General features: G+C 41.5%; 15 protein-coding genes and 2 pseudogenes. 5 read left to right on the forward strand and 12 right to left on the reverse strand.

The annotated features are described in order from the left end of the window. On the forward strand, positions 1-342 hold a 342-nt coding region (locus ACIQXQ_RS16430), incomplete at its 5' end, for a hypothetical protein (RefSeq protein WP_402958888.1). 151 nt (positions 343-493) lie between these two features. Here ACIQXQ_RS16430 and ACIQXQ_RS16435 read toward each other — a convergent pair. Beyond that, positions 494-943 carry a MarR family winged helix-turn-helix transcriptional regulator gene (locus ACIQXQ_RS16435; RefSeq protein WP_402958890.1) on the reverse strand — a complete coding sequence of 150 codons (450 nt, stop codon included), beginning with the start codon at positions 941-943 and terminating at the stop codon, positions 494-496. A 187-nt stretch (positions 944-1,130) separates the two neighbouring features. Here ACIQXQ_RS16435 and ACIQXQ_RS16440 point away from each other — a divergent pair, with 187 nt between their 5' ends. Both ACIQXQ_RS16440 and ACIQXQ_RS16445 read left to right on the forward strand, forming a co-directional pair. Continuing rightward, entirely contained in the window at positions 1,131-1,985 is an 855-nt protein-coding gene (locus ACIQXQ_RS16440) for an alpha/beta fold hydrolase (protein ID WP_402958892.1), read from the forward strand. A 653-nt stretch (positions 1,986-2,638) separates the two neighbouring features. Continuing rightward, positions 2,639-2,923: pseudogene (locus ACIQXQ_RS16445) on the forward strand (IS110 family transposase); the annotation flags it as partial. Positions 2,924-3,282: 359 nt separating this feature from the next. Here ACIQXQ_RS16445 and csaA read toward each other — a convergent pair. After that, positions 3,283-3,612 carry a chaperone CsaA gene (gene csaA / locus ACIQXQ_RS16450; RefSeq protein ID WP_402871847.1) on the reverse strand — a complete coding sequence of 110 codons (330 nt, stop codon included), beginning with the start codon at positions 3,610-3,612 and terminating at the stop codon, positions 3,283-3,285. Between the two features lie 571 nt (positions 3,613-4,183). Further along, positions 4,184-4,528, reverse strand: a complete 345-nt coding sequence (locus tag ACIQXQ_RS16455) for a winged helix-turn-helix transcriptional regulator (RefSeq protein ID WP_402871844.1) — start codon at positions 4,526-4,528, stop codon at positions 4,184-4,186. 196 nt (positions 4,529-4,724) lie between these two features. Between ACIQXQ_RS16455 and ACIQXQ_RS16460 the strand changes: the two genes are divergently transcribed. Both ACIQXQ_RS16460 and ACIQXQ_RS16465 read left to right on the forward strand, forming a co-directional pair. Beyond that, entirely contained in the window at positions 4,725-5,453 is a 729-nt protein-coding gene (locus ACIQXQ_RS16460; RefSeq protein WP_402871841.1) for an SDR family oxidoreductase, read from the forward strand. Between the two features lie 584 nt (positions 5,454-6,037). Beyond that, positions 6,038-6,652, forward strand: a complete 615-nt coding sequence (locus ACIQXQ_RS16465) for a TetR/AcrR family transcriptional regulator (protein WP_402958894.1) — start codon at positions 6,038-6,040, stop codon at positions 6,650-6,652. 76 nt (positions 6,653-6,728) lie between these two features. Here the strand turns inward: ACIQXQ_RS16465 and ACIQXQ_RS16470 are convergent, their stop codons facing one another. The 9 genes and pseudogenes from ACIQXQ_RS16470 to mreBH form a co-directional block, all read right to left on the reverse strand. After that, positions 6,729-7,607: an NmrA family NAD(P)-binding protein gene (locus tag ACIQXQ_RS16470; protein WP_402958896.1), complete on the reverse strand. Its 879-nt coding sequence runs from the start codon at positions 7,605-7,607 to the stop codon at positions 6,729-6,731. A gap of 24 nt (positions 7,608-7,631) precedes the next feature. After that, positions 7,632-8,042: a nuclear transport factor 2 family protein gene (locus ACIQXQ_RS16475; RefSeq protein ID WP_402958898.1), complete on the reverse strand. Its 411-nt coding sequence runs from the start codon at positions 8,040-8,042 to the stop codon at positions 7,632-7,634. An 87-nt stretch (positions 8,043-8,129) separates the two neighbouring features. Further along, positions 8,130-8,680, reverse strand: a pseudogene (locus ACIQXQ_RS16480) (IS3 family transposase); the annotation flags it as partial. 206 nt (positions 8,681-8,886) lie between these two features. After that, positions 8,887-9,753 carry a YihY/virulence factor BrkB family protein gene (locus tag ACIQXQ_RS16485; RefSeq protein ID WP_402871831.1) on the reverse strand — a complete coding sequence of 289 codons (867 nt, stop codon included), beginning with the start codon at positions 9,751-9,753 and terminating at the stop codon, positions 8,887-8,889. A gap of 254 nt (positions 9,754-10,007) precedes the next feature. Then, positions 10,008-11,231 (reverse strand): cation:proton antiporter, encoded by a 1,224-nt coding sequence (locus tag ACIQXQ_RS16490; RefSeq protein WP_402871828.1) that lies wholly within the window; start codon positions 11,229-11,231, stop codon positions 10,008-10,010. Positions 11,232-11,237: 6 nt separating this feature from the next. Further along, complete coding sequence (locus ACIQXQ_RS16495) at positions 11,238-11,735, reverse strand: cation:proton antiporter regulatory subunit (RefSeq protein WP_402871825.1); 498 nt, start codon at positions 11,733-11,735, stop codon at positions 11,238-11,240. 51 nt (positions 11,736-11,786) lie between these two features. Beyond that, on the reverse strand, positions 11,787-12,350 hold the full coding sequence (locus ACIQXQ_RS16500) for a tyrosine-type recombinase/integrase (RefSeq protein ID WP_402958900.1): 564 nt from the start codon (positions 12,348-12,350) through the stop codon (positions 11,787-11,789). 79 nt (positions 12,351-12,429) lie between these two features. Next, positions 12,430-13,107 (reverse strand): hypothetical protein, encoded by a 678-nt coding sequence (locus ACIQXQ_RS16505; RefSeq protein ID WP_402958902.1) that lies wholly within the window; start codon positions 13,105-13,107, stop codon positions 12,430-12,432. Positions 13,108-13,232: 125 nt separating this feature from the next. Continuing rightward, on the reverse strand, positions 13,233-14,237 hold the full coding sequence (gene mreBH, locus ACIQXQ_RS16510; RefSeq protein ID WP_402958904.1) for a rod-share determining protein MreBH: 1,005 nt from the start codon (positions 14,235-14,237) through the stop codon (positions 13,233-13,235). Positions 14,238-14,294: the final 57 nt, after the last annotated feature.

Below are 14,294 nucleotides of genomic sequence, written 5' to 3' on the forward strand. Positions count from 1 at the left end.
ATTAGTTATTTTTACATTTTTGGTGCAATTATATTAATCTTTACAGCAATATTTTTTGAACCTAATGCAGATGAATTAGGTTTAGTAGAAAGATTTGGAATAGACTACCTTCCAGAACGGCTATTTAGAATTTTATTGGCTGTTTTTACTTTTATTATGATTTATGGTTATATGCGATTAAAAAGATGGGGATTTTGGATGATGATTTTGTATTCAATTGGATTTGGTTTTATAAGCTATATACTAACTCCATCATTCAATCAACAACCTTTTATAGGCAATGTTATTTGGTCAGGTATCATGTTAATTTATTCATTCTCTATTAGAAAGTCCTTTCAATGACTTTTGCTTATTAAACTAACGGGGGCTTTAGCTCAACAAGGATTTCAATAATAACCAACCTATTTACAACACAACGGGTCCCCGAATAGTTATTAACCGATGCATACGAAAAATCCACTCTTAGGTAATAGAGTGGATTTTTCGTATGCATCTATTTCTCGTCTTTTACATTCAGCAGGTGTAACAGACGCATTATTGTCTTGTTTATTTCACCCAGTTCCTTTTTACTCATACCAGAAGCGTCGAATAAGGATTGAGGAACGCACGATGCCTTCTCCTGTAGAGCTTTGCCTGCTTTAGTAATGAGAATGTTCACGACGCGTTCGTCCACTGTGTCACGGCGACGCTCGATGAGACCGGCAGCTTCCATACGTTTGAGTAGAGGAGTCAGTGTACCGGTATCAAGATTAAGCGCTTCACCTAGCTCTTTAATTGTGCTTTGTTGCTTCTCCCACAACGTAACTAAGACCAGATATTGAGGGTAAGTGAGTTGAAGTTCATCTAGGTAAGGGCGATAAAGTCGTAATATAGCCCTTGAACAGGCATACAACGAGAAACATAAGTGATCCTCTAAGTTAAGATTATGCGGGTTAGTCTCCATGGTTGCACCTCGAATAATCAGTATTTTCTTCATTAATATTTTAACATAACTCGTGGACAATAAAAAATGTTTTGCAAAATTAAATTGTTGACAATATTTTGTAAATAGACTAAGATGAATTCACAAATTATATTTTGCAAAATACAATTTTGTAAAATATAAAATACTGATAATGGAGGAATTTATAATGAGTAATATTACAGTTGGATTTGAAAATGGTGCACCTATTGAGCTTCACTACGAGGATGTAGGATCTGGAAAGCCGGTCGTGTTGATTCATGGTTGGCCACTCAGTGGAAGATCTTGGGAAAAACAAGTTCCTGCACTTGTGGAGGCTGGTCACCGAGTTATTACGTATGATCGACGAGGGTTCGGACAGTCTTCTCAGCCCTGGAATGGTTATGAGTACAATACGTTTGCGGCTGATCTGCACAAACTGCTGGAGCATCTTGATCTTCATGACGTGACTTTGGTTGGATTCTCAATGGGTGGCGGTGAGGTGGCTCGTTACATTGGCACCTACGGAACGGATCGTGTATCGAAGGCTGTGTTAGCGGGGGCAGTTCCACCATACCTTTACAAGGCTACAGATAACCCCGATGGAGGATTTGATGATGCAGTGATCAAAGGCTTACAAGATGGGGTTAAGGCGGATCGACTTTCGTTCCTCGATACGTTTACAACTAACTTCTTCGCCTCCGGGGACAGAACGGATCTAGTGAGCGAAGAATTCCGGTTATACAATCGTGACATTGCAGCATTCGCGTCTCCAAAGGGCACGCTTGACTGTATCTCAGCGTTTAGTCAAACAGATTTCCGAGGTGATCTAGATAAGTTCGACTTGCCGACACTTATTCTTCATGGGGATGCGGATGCAATCATTCCGGTCGAAATCAGTGGCCAGAAGGCACATGAGCGCATTCCTAACAGCCAGCTTGTGGTGATTAAAGGTGGTCCGCATGGATTTAATGTGACGCATGCCGAGGAGTTCAACGCGGAACTCATTCAATTCTTGAATACTACTGAATCAGATTCTATATAACTGCTATTCTTAAAGCAAACAAGGAAGGCACCCAATTGTTAAATTAAGATATTAAATCATAGGATAGTTAGTCCATTCTGAGGGCTAATTATCCTTTTTTATTTACATATTGTATTAAGAAAATAAAGGTACTCAACAAATGATTGCTAACGCTGTATATTATGCAATTAAATCAGCAGATTGGTTGTTTCTATGAGCTTTATAGATATTTCTAACATAAATGAAGAGATTCGTAGTGTTATTTACGAAATTCTTGCCACTTATAACCTAATATTACTTGATAGAGGCGTGAGCCCTTACTGGATGTAATAAGAAAAGATTATAGACATATGGAAATTCTGGATTTGAATGATAAAGAATTGAAAAGCAAGTTATCATCTTTATTTAAAACCCAATGGGATGTTTCGTTAGAAGAGGTCATTAAAGAATGTAAGAGGATGACGTATTTTCAGAGATTACTAACACTCCAACTTTTCGTCTTATACTTAATCATTAAAATCTTCTTCAACTGACTGTCCTTTAGTAGTTTAAGTACAATCCACCACAATGTTATCTATGCAGTTTGTGTAATAAAAATATCCTATATATCAACAAAGGATTTTTATCGAATTTTTTTATAAACATCGGAAGTTTATTTCAAATCTACATCTATGGGACATTATCATCTGCCTATCGTTCAGTATTTCGAGAAAAGAGGATATCTGTTAATCATTATGAATCCACTCATTTCTTACAAAGCGAAAAGTTCAAGTTTACGCAAAGTCAAAGCAGACATAACTGATGCCCGCCTTCTCTGCGAGCTATATTATAAAGAGGATTTATAACCCTATAAAAAGCGTGGAATCCAGCTTTTGAACTTGCGTAATCTGATGAGACAGCACGATGATATACGGACTCACAAAGGGTTCCAGAGGCAGGTCAGCTTTTCTTCACTGCTACTATAAAAAAAAGTAGCACAAACCATGGCCTAGGTTTGTACTACTGATGTTAGTATGTTTTGTATGTATCAGTTAAATAGCTATTCAGGTACTCGTTGGGTTGTGAAAATTTTGGCTATTTCTCTTAGCATAAAAAGAAAACGGAAAAACTCATGTTAATCAGTTCTAGCCCCAGCGTGCTGGTTTTGTTCCACTACTTTTCTTAGCAAATACCGTTATCAGGATTTTCTTATTAATTGTTTTAGGAACGATTATTCTTTATCAAATGATCTTCCTTTAGTGCTTTTTGCACCGGTTCCATTACTTATGGCATTGAAGCCACGGCAAAGTAAATATCGTGGCATGCGATACAGATCCGATCAGGCAATCGGCGTTCCATTTTTGACAGTTTCATCCGGTTTTAAAAGCACGACATCGCCTTCTTCCGGCACACCTCCGATTACCAATACTTCTGATTCAAAACCAGCGATTCGCCGAACGGGAAAGTTTATTACTGCAGCAACTTGACGGCCGATAAGCTGCTGAGGTTCATACCTTCTCGTAATTTGAGCGGAAGAGCGTTTGATGCCCATCTCGCCAAAATCAATCTCTAACTTTAATGCAGGTTTTCGAGCTTCCGGAAACGGTTCTGCCGTTATTACAGTACCGACCCGAATGTCCAACTTCAAAAAATCTTCAATTGTTGTCACAGTAATCCCCCGTTTCAATTGTTCATACCAAATTGTTTTAAATAATAAATATTATACCATTTTTCTCCAGATCAATGAGCGATGCGTTACATGAAAAAATGGACCCTTATAAGGGAGGACCCTGAAAAATATACGTTTTACGTGAAGCAGCGTCTCCGTTTGCAACTAACCTACTTGCCCACTCACGCTCTTCAAATTGTGCCCGACAACCCGAACGCGCCCGGTATGCGGCGATTTTTTTGCCCCCACTCTATGATTTCGAGCCGCGGATATTCCACGCCCAGCAAGAGAATCGGGTCGAATAAAATTTTTAAGAAGAATGCTCCAGACAACGGATTAAAGCCGTCCAATCCATTTCATCATAACCATGGTTCATTCCTTCAGCAATAGTTATGGATCAGTTGGCCCACAGGCAGAGGAGCATAGACGGACTGCGCAACCTTTATAGTCAGTTCAATGTTTTAAAACCGGTCGGTCCAAAACGTGTTCTGTCATTATCGATTCATAGTTCTGATTTACCGGAGATTGAAAAAGAGCATCCACGACACGCTAAGACTTCCCAATCGCAGACTTAGGATAGAAACTCTTTTCCCCATACTCTTATAGAATCGATGATGCTCGACAATTTATTTCCTTGTTCAGTGAGGAAGTATTCTGTTTTGGGTGGCACAGTGTCATCTACCACCCTCTTCACAATTCCATCCGCCTCGAGTTCCCTGAGCTGTAATGTCAGCATTCGTTGTGAAATCCCCGGTATTAAGCGTCTAAATTCATTAAATCTGACCGATTTTTTGGATAGAATGTCGATAATGATTCCCTTCCATTTGCCTCCTATCATATGTAAAACTATTTCAACAGGGCAGGCCCTTATAACCTCTTCACTACAATCGCCATAATTTTTTAATCCATATCCCATATTTCCACTCCATTCTTTAAGTTACAAAAATGTGCCTACTTACAATTATCAATTTTTTCCATTATATTAATTATATCAAAAATGAAAGGAGTTCATATCATGATTACATGTACATATAAAAGGCCGGGACAAAGAAAGAAGTAAATATGTACTCGTAAGTACAGGTTTTAGAAAAATAGACTAGGGAGGCAATTTTATGAATAAATCCAAGATCGTATTAATTACAGGTGGAAACAAAGGTATTGGTTTTGAGACAGCAAGACAATTGGGAAACATGGGGTATGAGATTTTAATAGGAGCAAGAAACGAAAAAAAGGGACATGAGGCCGTAACGTTATTGGAAACGGAGAAAATTAAAGCTAAAACAGTGCTTCTTGATGTCACGAACCCCAGCTCTCTTCTCTCCGCAGCAGATTGGATTGAACAAGAATATGGATTGCTTGATATCTTGATTAATAATGCAGGCGTGTTTTCGGAAGGTAACATACCTCCAAGTGAACTGGAACTGTCCGTTCTAAAGAGCACATATGAAACAAACGTTTTCGGCGTATTTTCTGTTACTAAAGCAATGCTTCCATTGCTCAGAAATTCTTCTTCTGGAAGAATTGTTAATCTTTCCAGCGGATTAGGTTCCTTAACCTTGAATTCAGACCCAGCTTCGGAATTTTATAATGTGAATTCGCTCGCCTACAATAGCTCCAAAACGGCTGTGAATGCTTTAACTGTTTTCTTTGCTAAAGAATTAAACAATTCTCCTATTAAAATCAACTCAGTTTGCCCTGGATTTACAGCTACCGATTTAAATGGTAATAGTGGCTATCGTTCAGTCGAACAAGCAGCTTCCATTGTAGTGAAGCTTGCCACAATAAATAGTGATGGTCCAACTGGTGGCTTTTTTGATGACAATGGAGTTGTGCCTTGGTAAAACTGAAGGAATAAGTTAGCTTTAATGTCCAAAGCATCTGGATAAAAAATATTTCCTCATACATTATCTTATCCATTTTCTGCACGAGTGAAATACTACTATATATTTTAGCAGTTATATCCATTTTCTATGGATATAACTGCTAACTCTGTTACTTCTTACACTTCCCTACACTCTTGTTTTTCAACCTCATAGATGAGTTGATAATCCCCTTTCGTATTCTCTTTAAGATTTATTATACTTGTTTTTTTCTTTATAGACCCCAAGATTTACGTTCATTTTAATCAATTGTTACATGTAGATCGCCATAATCCACTTTTCCTGACGACCTACCGTGTGAGGAGTTCTGACCAAAGCTATTCAGCGTTTTGACTATCTATTTAGCAACAACAAGTATCAGATTTTGGTTCGGATACGGAATATGTGAATCAGGAGTAATTGGGCGAATAAACCATATGGTGGAACAGTCCCCAAGTGGTCGGTTTCTTAAAGAAACGGATGGATTTCGGGGAAATACGTCAAAGCGGGTTCGCCCATAGCATAGTATAATTACTTATATGAATAATTGGAAAGGGGCGCTTACAGTGGCAAGAACGAAGGCCTTTGATACGAAAGAGATTCTGCATAAAGCCATGTATATCTTCGGGAATCGTGGCTATGAAGGCACCTCGTTGCCTGATTTAATCAATGGGCTGGGCATTGCCCGCCAAAGTATATATGATACTTATGGAACGAAATGGGATCTGTTTTTTACAGCTGTCCAACATTATATGGAACAGAAAAATCAAGAGTTGAAGAGACTTTGCGATGGGCCGGGAACGGTAGTTGACAAGGTAGAACTAGTATTTACTACAATTGTTAAAGTCCTTATAGACCCTGAGCTGCGTCTAGAGTGCTTCATTATTAGCAGCGCTATTGAGCAGGCGCCTCACAATGAGGAGCTGGCAGCTTATCTGCAGACGAACACCGAACTGTCGGAGCAAATCTTTTACAATATGCTGGAACGCGCGGTGAAAGAAGGGGCAATAGGCCCGGAGGTGAATATCCGAGATCTGGCCCGGTTCCTGGTACATGAGCGAATCGCCCTGATCACGTCAGCCAAGTTGGGAATGGATGAGCCGAGGCTGTTTGCCATCTCAAATATGGTACTAACGGTCTTTCGGACTATACAGGGCAGCCAAGCGAAAGATTTCATATAAATGTGGACATCAAAAGGCTCTCCTATGGTCATCTTAAACGGTGATGACTGGAGAGCCTTTTATCTTAAAGTACCTCTTAGTTAATTAGACGGAAACCATGTTTATGCTGCAAAATGAATTGCTCTAGGTAACGCGGCTCTCGCCCGGCTACTCGAAATACCGTGTCTGTTATCTGATTCTCCATTCCTTCGAGACAAATACGAACATCCATTCCGGCTAGGTATTCGGCATAGTTATCCGGCAAGCTGGCTGCCTTATGCCTCTCTGTAAGTTGCTCCGGTGTAACACGAATATGCTTGGCTTCCAGGCCGGTAACGCTGCGGATCACTCCGGCCACATCATCATAAGTGAGGGATTCTGGGCCAGTAATGATATGCTCCCGGTTATGGGGCTCCTTGTCGGTTAGGGCATGAAAGCCGACAGCTGCAATATCATCTACGTCGACGAAGCCTACCTTACCGTCTCCGGCAGCAGTATAGATGTGCCCGCTGTGGCGTAAGGAGTGCCCGTGACCATGGCTGGGCTCCGTGAAGTTCTGCATGAAATAGGAAGGGCGCAGGACGGCCCATTCGGGGGCATGGTCATGCAGGTAACGGTGAACTCCCCCGAAGACGGGGCCATCCTCCGGAATCGAGGCACTGGATAACAGGACGAAGCGCTTAACTGAAGCGTCAAGTGCTCTGCGGATAAAAGGAATCATGACTTCTTCAGGATGCAGACTTGCAGGTGCAACCAAATATACGGCATGGACGTCCTGCAGGACGTCATCATGGTTAGAGTCATCGAACCAGTCGAATGGTATGTGTTCACCGACTTGTTCATCCCCAGGCTTGGGAAAACTGCGTCCGGCTCTCCGAATCAGATAGCCCTGATCTTGTAGCAACTGTGCAATGCGGGAGGAGGTCTTGCCCTGTCCTCCGGTTAGTAGAATACGAGTAGAGGATTGATTTTGCATACGATTATCTCCTTTAGTTCTTATTTATGTCATGTTTAAAGTGACTGCTAATGGATTCCAGTAGTCCTGATAGCGGATAATCCTACCATTTTGAACTTCGACTACGGATATATAGCTTTGTTCGTAAGATCCGCCTGTGACTAGGATTTTGCCACTTGCTTTGAACTGAGCGAAGAACACGGGGGCATCGGCTGCTATATGAATGACCGGTGTGGTGAATGAAGTGATTTTAAGCACATCCTCTAATTCTTCCAGATATTGCTGCAGCACCGCCTTCCCATCCAGTCGTTTTGGATTTGGTTCCTGGGCATAAGGAAATTCGAAGACGATATCGGCAGCAAACAAATCTAGAAATGTAGCATACTCCTTACGAATATAAAGGTCTGAGAAAAGTTGAATGAGCTGCTCAACTTGATCATAAGACAAGGTACTCATTTCAGGTGCCTCGCTTTCTTGAGAGAATGGAGGGGTGGAAAATGGTGGAATTTATAAGACTACTATATCACTTTTCGGACCGAACAGTCAAATATATTCGGACCGAACAGGGGTCATCTTTTTTAGGTTCCATTGGTGTCTATAGTAATGTAAGCTTCATCCTTAAAGTGGCCAAAGAAGGACTCCTGAGGAGCATTATCCCAACAGTTTCCTCGTCTAGACATCGATTGATATAATCCTAATTTCTTCACTAACTTTTGAAAGTCGGGGTGTGTGTAGTGGGTACCTTGATCCGAGTGTAATAAGGCACTTTCTGCTTTTTTATATCATCGATTCTTCTTTAGCTTCAGAAAGGTGTCTATAGCTAAATCCATGGTGATTCGGTCTGATACGTGGTAGGCCAAGATTTCATTGGTCGAGCCATCTTTAATGGTAGACAAATAGGCTTTGTGGCCCGTTCCGTAAAATAAATATGTGATATCGGTTAGGAGTACTTTTCCGGGGATATCTTGCTTAAATTGACGCTTTAATAGGTTTGGCATGACCCTATGTTCTTGGGTTGCTTTCATCATTCTCCGATAGGGATTTGCTTTTCTAATGGGGCAGACAATCCCATACTTCTTCATTATTCTTCGGATCTAATCCCCTTTCGGCTAATCCCCTTAACATAAGGATTCTTTGATAAGGCCTTCATTTCTTTTTCTGTAAAAGTCTTGTTACTCATTTTGATGTATCTCCAATCCCATGTATCTTCTTTATACATAAAAGTACCCTACAGAGAGACTTTTTTTAAGTGTCTACTCTATAGGGTACATTCTATCATTATAGGAACCTGGTTTTTTCTTTATCGTTTTAAAGGTACAGGATGTACGAGTGTTCGAGACTTCTTTTGAGGTGTGGTATTTTGACGGTGTAGAATCGCATTGATTTCGCCGCCGAGCATTAAGATCAAACCGGTCAGGTACAGCCATAACATTAAAACGATGACGCCCCCTAAACTGCCGTACGTGGACGAATAATTAGCGAAATTGCTGACATAAAAGGAAAAACCGATGGAGATGACAAACCAGAGTATTGTGGCCGTAATTGCACCCGGAATGACGTGTTTGAACGGGAAGTTCTTATTCGGTGCGTAACGGTATAGAATGGCTAGCACGAAAGAGATAACCGCAACGGCGATCACCCATCGCAATATACTGAATAGACTTTGTGTTTCTTCTGGAAGGGACACGACTTGTTCCATTAAATCGATGAGTACTTTCCCAAAAACGGGAAGAACCAGCATCACGATAAATGCAAAGACCAATCCTAATGTTAACAGGATGGAAATGAGGCGAGCCTTGATGAAGCTGCGCGTTTCTTCCACATCATAGGCAATGTTCATCGAATGAATAAATGCATTCATTCCATTCGAAGCGGACCAGATGGTACCAAGGATACCAAAGGTCAGCAAGCCGCCATTCCGTTCATTCAATATCTTGATAATATTCTCTTCGATGGTTTTCATCGTTTCCGATGGCATGAATGTCTTTAACGTATCCAAAGCTGTTTGCGTATCGATGTTCAAGTATGGCAAAATCGACAGCAATAAAATGAGTAAAGGGAATAGTGCGAGGAGGTAATAGTATGCCTGTTCAGCTGCCAATCCTGTGACACGATCCTCCTTGACTTCCTTGATGAGTTTCTTGCTAAAATCAATCGACTTATTCAATCGGCATCACTCCTGAAAAGTTTCTTCGTTTATCTGCTTCTTTTCCCTCAGATGGGGTACCTTAACCCTCCTGAGAGGAAATATTGTAAAGTGGTTACCCATTTAATATTCGAAAATCTCTTTCAACATGTCTATGGGATGGAAAATAAGAAGGGATGACTAGGTGGGAGTCGGCACATCTTGCAAGTTAGTAATCTAAGAAACTCAGAGAATATCGAAAAAGGTCCAGACGTAGGTGTCTGGACCTTTTTCGATTAGCCTTCTTTTTGTTGTTCTTTTTGGACTTTTGGCGGCGTCCATTTGAAGATTTTATTGAGGATATTATATATATGCTTGGATTCTTTCGTAAGGACTGGTCCAAGAATCGCTAATGTCAGCACATATAATGCCGCAAACGGGGTTAGGATAGGCATCAAACCGCCGGCAATGCCTAGGTTTGCGAGAATGATGGAGAATTCACCGCGTGAAACGATCGTCAAGCCGATATTGGCTGAGGCTTTATGGGACAAACCGGATTTACGTCCAGCAATCATACCAGCAACGAAGTTACCGATAATGGTAATGATGACGGCTCCAAGTACCATCCAGACTGCTCCACCTAGCGTTGTCGGATCGATACTCAATCCAAAGCTGAAGAAGAATATGGCTCCAAAGAAGTCCCTGAAAGGAATGACAAGTTTTTCGATGCGGTCACTATGTTCCGTTTCAGAAAAGACGAGTCCGAGCAGTAATGCGCCGATTGCTTCTGCAACATGAATCGTTTCAGAGAAACCTGCGATAAAGAACAGTAAGGCGAATACGACAATGATGAAAATCTCATCAGAGGTAATATTGAATAATTTGTTGAGGAAACCGGATGCTTTTCGAGCGATGACGAAAAATAATAGCATATATCCGATTGCGATAAACGTAGATAATAATGTTCCCCAGACTGAACCGGATGAGCTTAATACCAATCCTGATACGACGGATAAATAAACGGCAAGGAATATATCTTCAAACATGATGATTCCCAGGATAAGTTCCGTTTCGTTATTACCGGTCCTTCTTAAATCAACAAGTACTTTGGCTACTATGGCACTTGATGAAAAGCTGATGATCCCGGTTAAAATGAGGACTTCTTTCAGTGGAAGACCCATGAGGAAACCATAAGCCATCGCTAAACCAACGTTTATGACAATATAGATGGATCCGCCTGTCACGATGTTTTTTCCGGATTTCATCAATTTTTTAACGGAGAATTCAAGTCCTAAATAGAATAGAAGGAATAGAATACCGACTCTTCCGAGAAAGGCAATGATCTCTTCACTTTCGATGAAGCGTAAATCGATCATTCCAAAATGCGGGGCATGAGGTCCTACCAACATGCCGACGATAATTAAGATGGGTACATTCGATATTTTGAATTTCCCTGCTATGAGAGCTGCGGCTGCAACCAATAATAGGGCCGTTCCTACTTCGAAGACTAAGTGATCCATATGTACTTAGTCACTCCTTTCGTCGGTCAGTAATTCTCTAATCAGATTTTTGATGTCTTTTCTTTCACCAGAGATGACCAGCGTGTCGCCTGCAGCAATGATTGAATCAGGACCTGGGTTATTCAGTTGTTTTTTCCCTTTTTTCGAATGGGCGATAACCGTCACGTTGTAATTGTTACGAATGTCAATGTCACCAATCGTTTGGTTAATCGCTTTGGAACCTGGTTCCACTTTGAACCATTCGATGACCAAGTCACCTAATGACATTTCGATTGTTTCGAGTGCCTGTGGTTTATAAATCATACCGCCGATGATGGACGCCATTTGACGCGCTTCCTGATCATTGAGTGTGATGCTTGAAATAACATCCTCATGATCGGTATCAAAGTGGTATAACTCCCTACGGCCATCATCGTGAATGACAATCACTAATTTTTCATCATTTCTCGTGATAATCTCGAATTTCTGGCCTATACCAGGAAGTTCGCTTTCTCTAATTTTCACTTGAATTCCTCCTTAAAATGGTGGTTTGAGATTACAAAAGATAGAAATATGCTATAAATTCACGTCGATGATCGTCTTGAATTTACTCTCCTTGGAGATGCCAATGTACTTCAGTGTCTCGGATGGACTAGAATGATGGTAATGCTTTTGGATCAAGGCGAGGGAGACCCCTTGCTTATAGGCGTGATATCCAAATGTCTTACGCATTGAACTGGCCCCATATTTACCAATCAATCCGGCACCTTCCACGGCATCATGGATGATTCGGTGTGCCTGTTGGCGTGTGATCGGTTTTTTTGTCTTAGGTGATAAAAACAAAAATTGGCCTTCCATCACTTTCGAGTCTTTGATGTATTCTTGTAAAGCTGTCCGGACTTTCTGATTCAAATAGATTTGAGTGACCTCGTCATTTTCCAAGCGGTGCTCATAAAACTCTTTAACTTTACCCGTTTCATCGAGAACGCTTGCCACGGTCACTTCCAACATCTCATTGATTTTCATTCCCGTATTGATCCCTAAAACAAATAACAAATAATCGCGGCTGGAGTGAGATCGCAAGTAACTTTTGATCTTGCTGATTTCATTGACATCCTTAAAGGCTTCTACATATTCCATAATTCTTCTCCTCTTACCAATGTAACTTAATTATATTATAACACAAGTTATGTTACATTGCATCCAATGATGCTTGTTACTAAAACTCTGTTTTTTGGCGTTGCCCTTCATGGTCTTGAAAATGCTTCGTGGCAAGTAGTGAAATCAGGAGGATGAGTTCAAATCCGTTCATGTACGCATCGCTTTTGATGGGGAGAGGAACGGCGCTACCGATGGTCATGATGACCGTACCTAGCAAATACCATATCCATTTTTGTTTTCGCCAGATCAAGAACCCCGAAATAATCAGTACGAGGGAGATGATCAATACCATGATGGGCGGTCCGCTCGTCGGCTCTGAACTGGTATAACTTAAAACCCCATACTTCCAATCGGCCTCCAGTTTAAGCCCAATCGTTTCAGTGAATAATTCAAAGCATATTAGGGCGATCACCAATACGTAACTGATATACTTGGCAAGTTTTCTTTGGGCCCACGCGATGTCGGCCTTTTTCAGGGAATCCCAAGCAAAGAGAACTAATGTGGGCGTGAAGAGGGCATGTCCCCAAAAGCGGGCATAGCTGATTGATTCTAGAAAGTGCCCCGTTCCGATATACCGTCCGAGTGCGAGCAGGGTGTTATCCACGATTAGCCCGAAAATCACGAGTAAGAGAACGTTGGAAGCAGAGAGCCATCCGTATTTATTAGCGAGGGTGATTCCCCAAATGAAAAGGGCCACATATCCGGCAAGATAGAAGAAGTAAAGAAAAGTATCCAAATTCTGGCCTCCTTTTTTTATGTATTCTTTACTGAATGGAAAAGAAATATATCTGGCATGGCTAAATAGCTTTTTAGGCATGAAAAAGAGGGAACCCCCTAATAAGGATTCCCTCTCGCATACTATCAATAAACGGCTTTTTGTAATTTGGTAATGATCTCGAGTGAACGGCCTGTCCCAATGGCAACAGATTCAAGTGGACTATCGGCAAGCTCGACGGGCACGATGAGTTCTTTCATCAACCAATCTTGCATCCCGCTAAGCAAGGCTCCGCCCCCGGAAAGGACCACGCCTTGGTCGACGATGTCCCCACTTAATTCAGGAGGGCATTCTTCCAACGTGGAACGGATGGCTTCTAAAATATGAAGCAAGGATTCTTGAATGGCTTCCTGAACTTCCAAGGACGTAATCGTAATGGGCTTCGGAAGACCCGTCACGAGGTCACGCCCCCTGACTTCCATGGTCAATGGAGAATGGTCGATGAGCGCGTAGCCGATTTCCATTTTTATTTGTTCGGCAGTTCGTTCCCCAATCAATATGTTATGTTTTTTTCTTACATATTGACAGATATCCTCATCCAGTTGATCGCCACCGATACGGACCGAATTACATGAAACGACTCCACCATACGAGATGATCGCTACCTCAGTCGTACCGCCACCAATGTCGACGATGACATTCGCGACCGGTTCTTCTACAGGAAGTCCAGCTCCTATGGCAGCAGCAACGGGCTCTTCGATCAGATGAACCTGTTTGGCTCCGCAATTTTTAACCGCATCCTGAATGGCCCTTCTTTCAACGGATGTGGAACCGGATGGTGTACATACGACCACATTCGGTTTACGGATCGATAAGCCGATCGCCTTGCTGGCTTTTTTCATGATTTCCTTAAGCATTTGTGCGGTCACATCGAAATCCGCAATGACCCCGTCTTTCAATGGGCGGATGGCGACGATATGGCCAGGTGTCTTCCCAATCATATTCTTCGCTTCCAGGCCGACTGCCAACACTTTATTAGTCACTATATCTATGGCCACTACAGATGGCTCATTGAATATGATTCCTTTGTTTTTACTGTAAACGAGTGTATTTGCCGTTCCTAAGTCTATACCAATTTCTGTATTTAACATCTAGTCACCCCTCCATAAGAGTTTTGACCCCTATATAATGATTCTACCTCTAATGGT

The sequence above is a fragment of the Peribacillus sp. NPDC097198 genome (genome assembly GCF_044762055.1).
Classification (GTDB): Bacteria; Bacillota; Bacilli; order Bacillales; family DSM-1321; genus Peribacillus.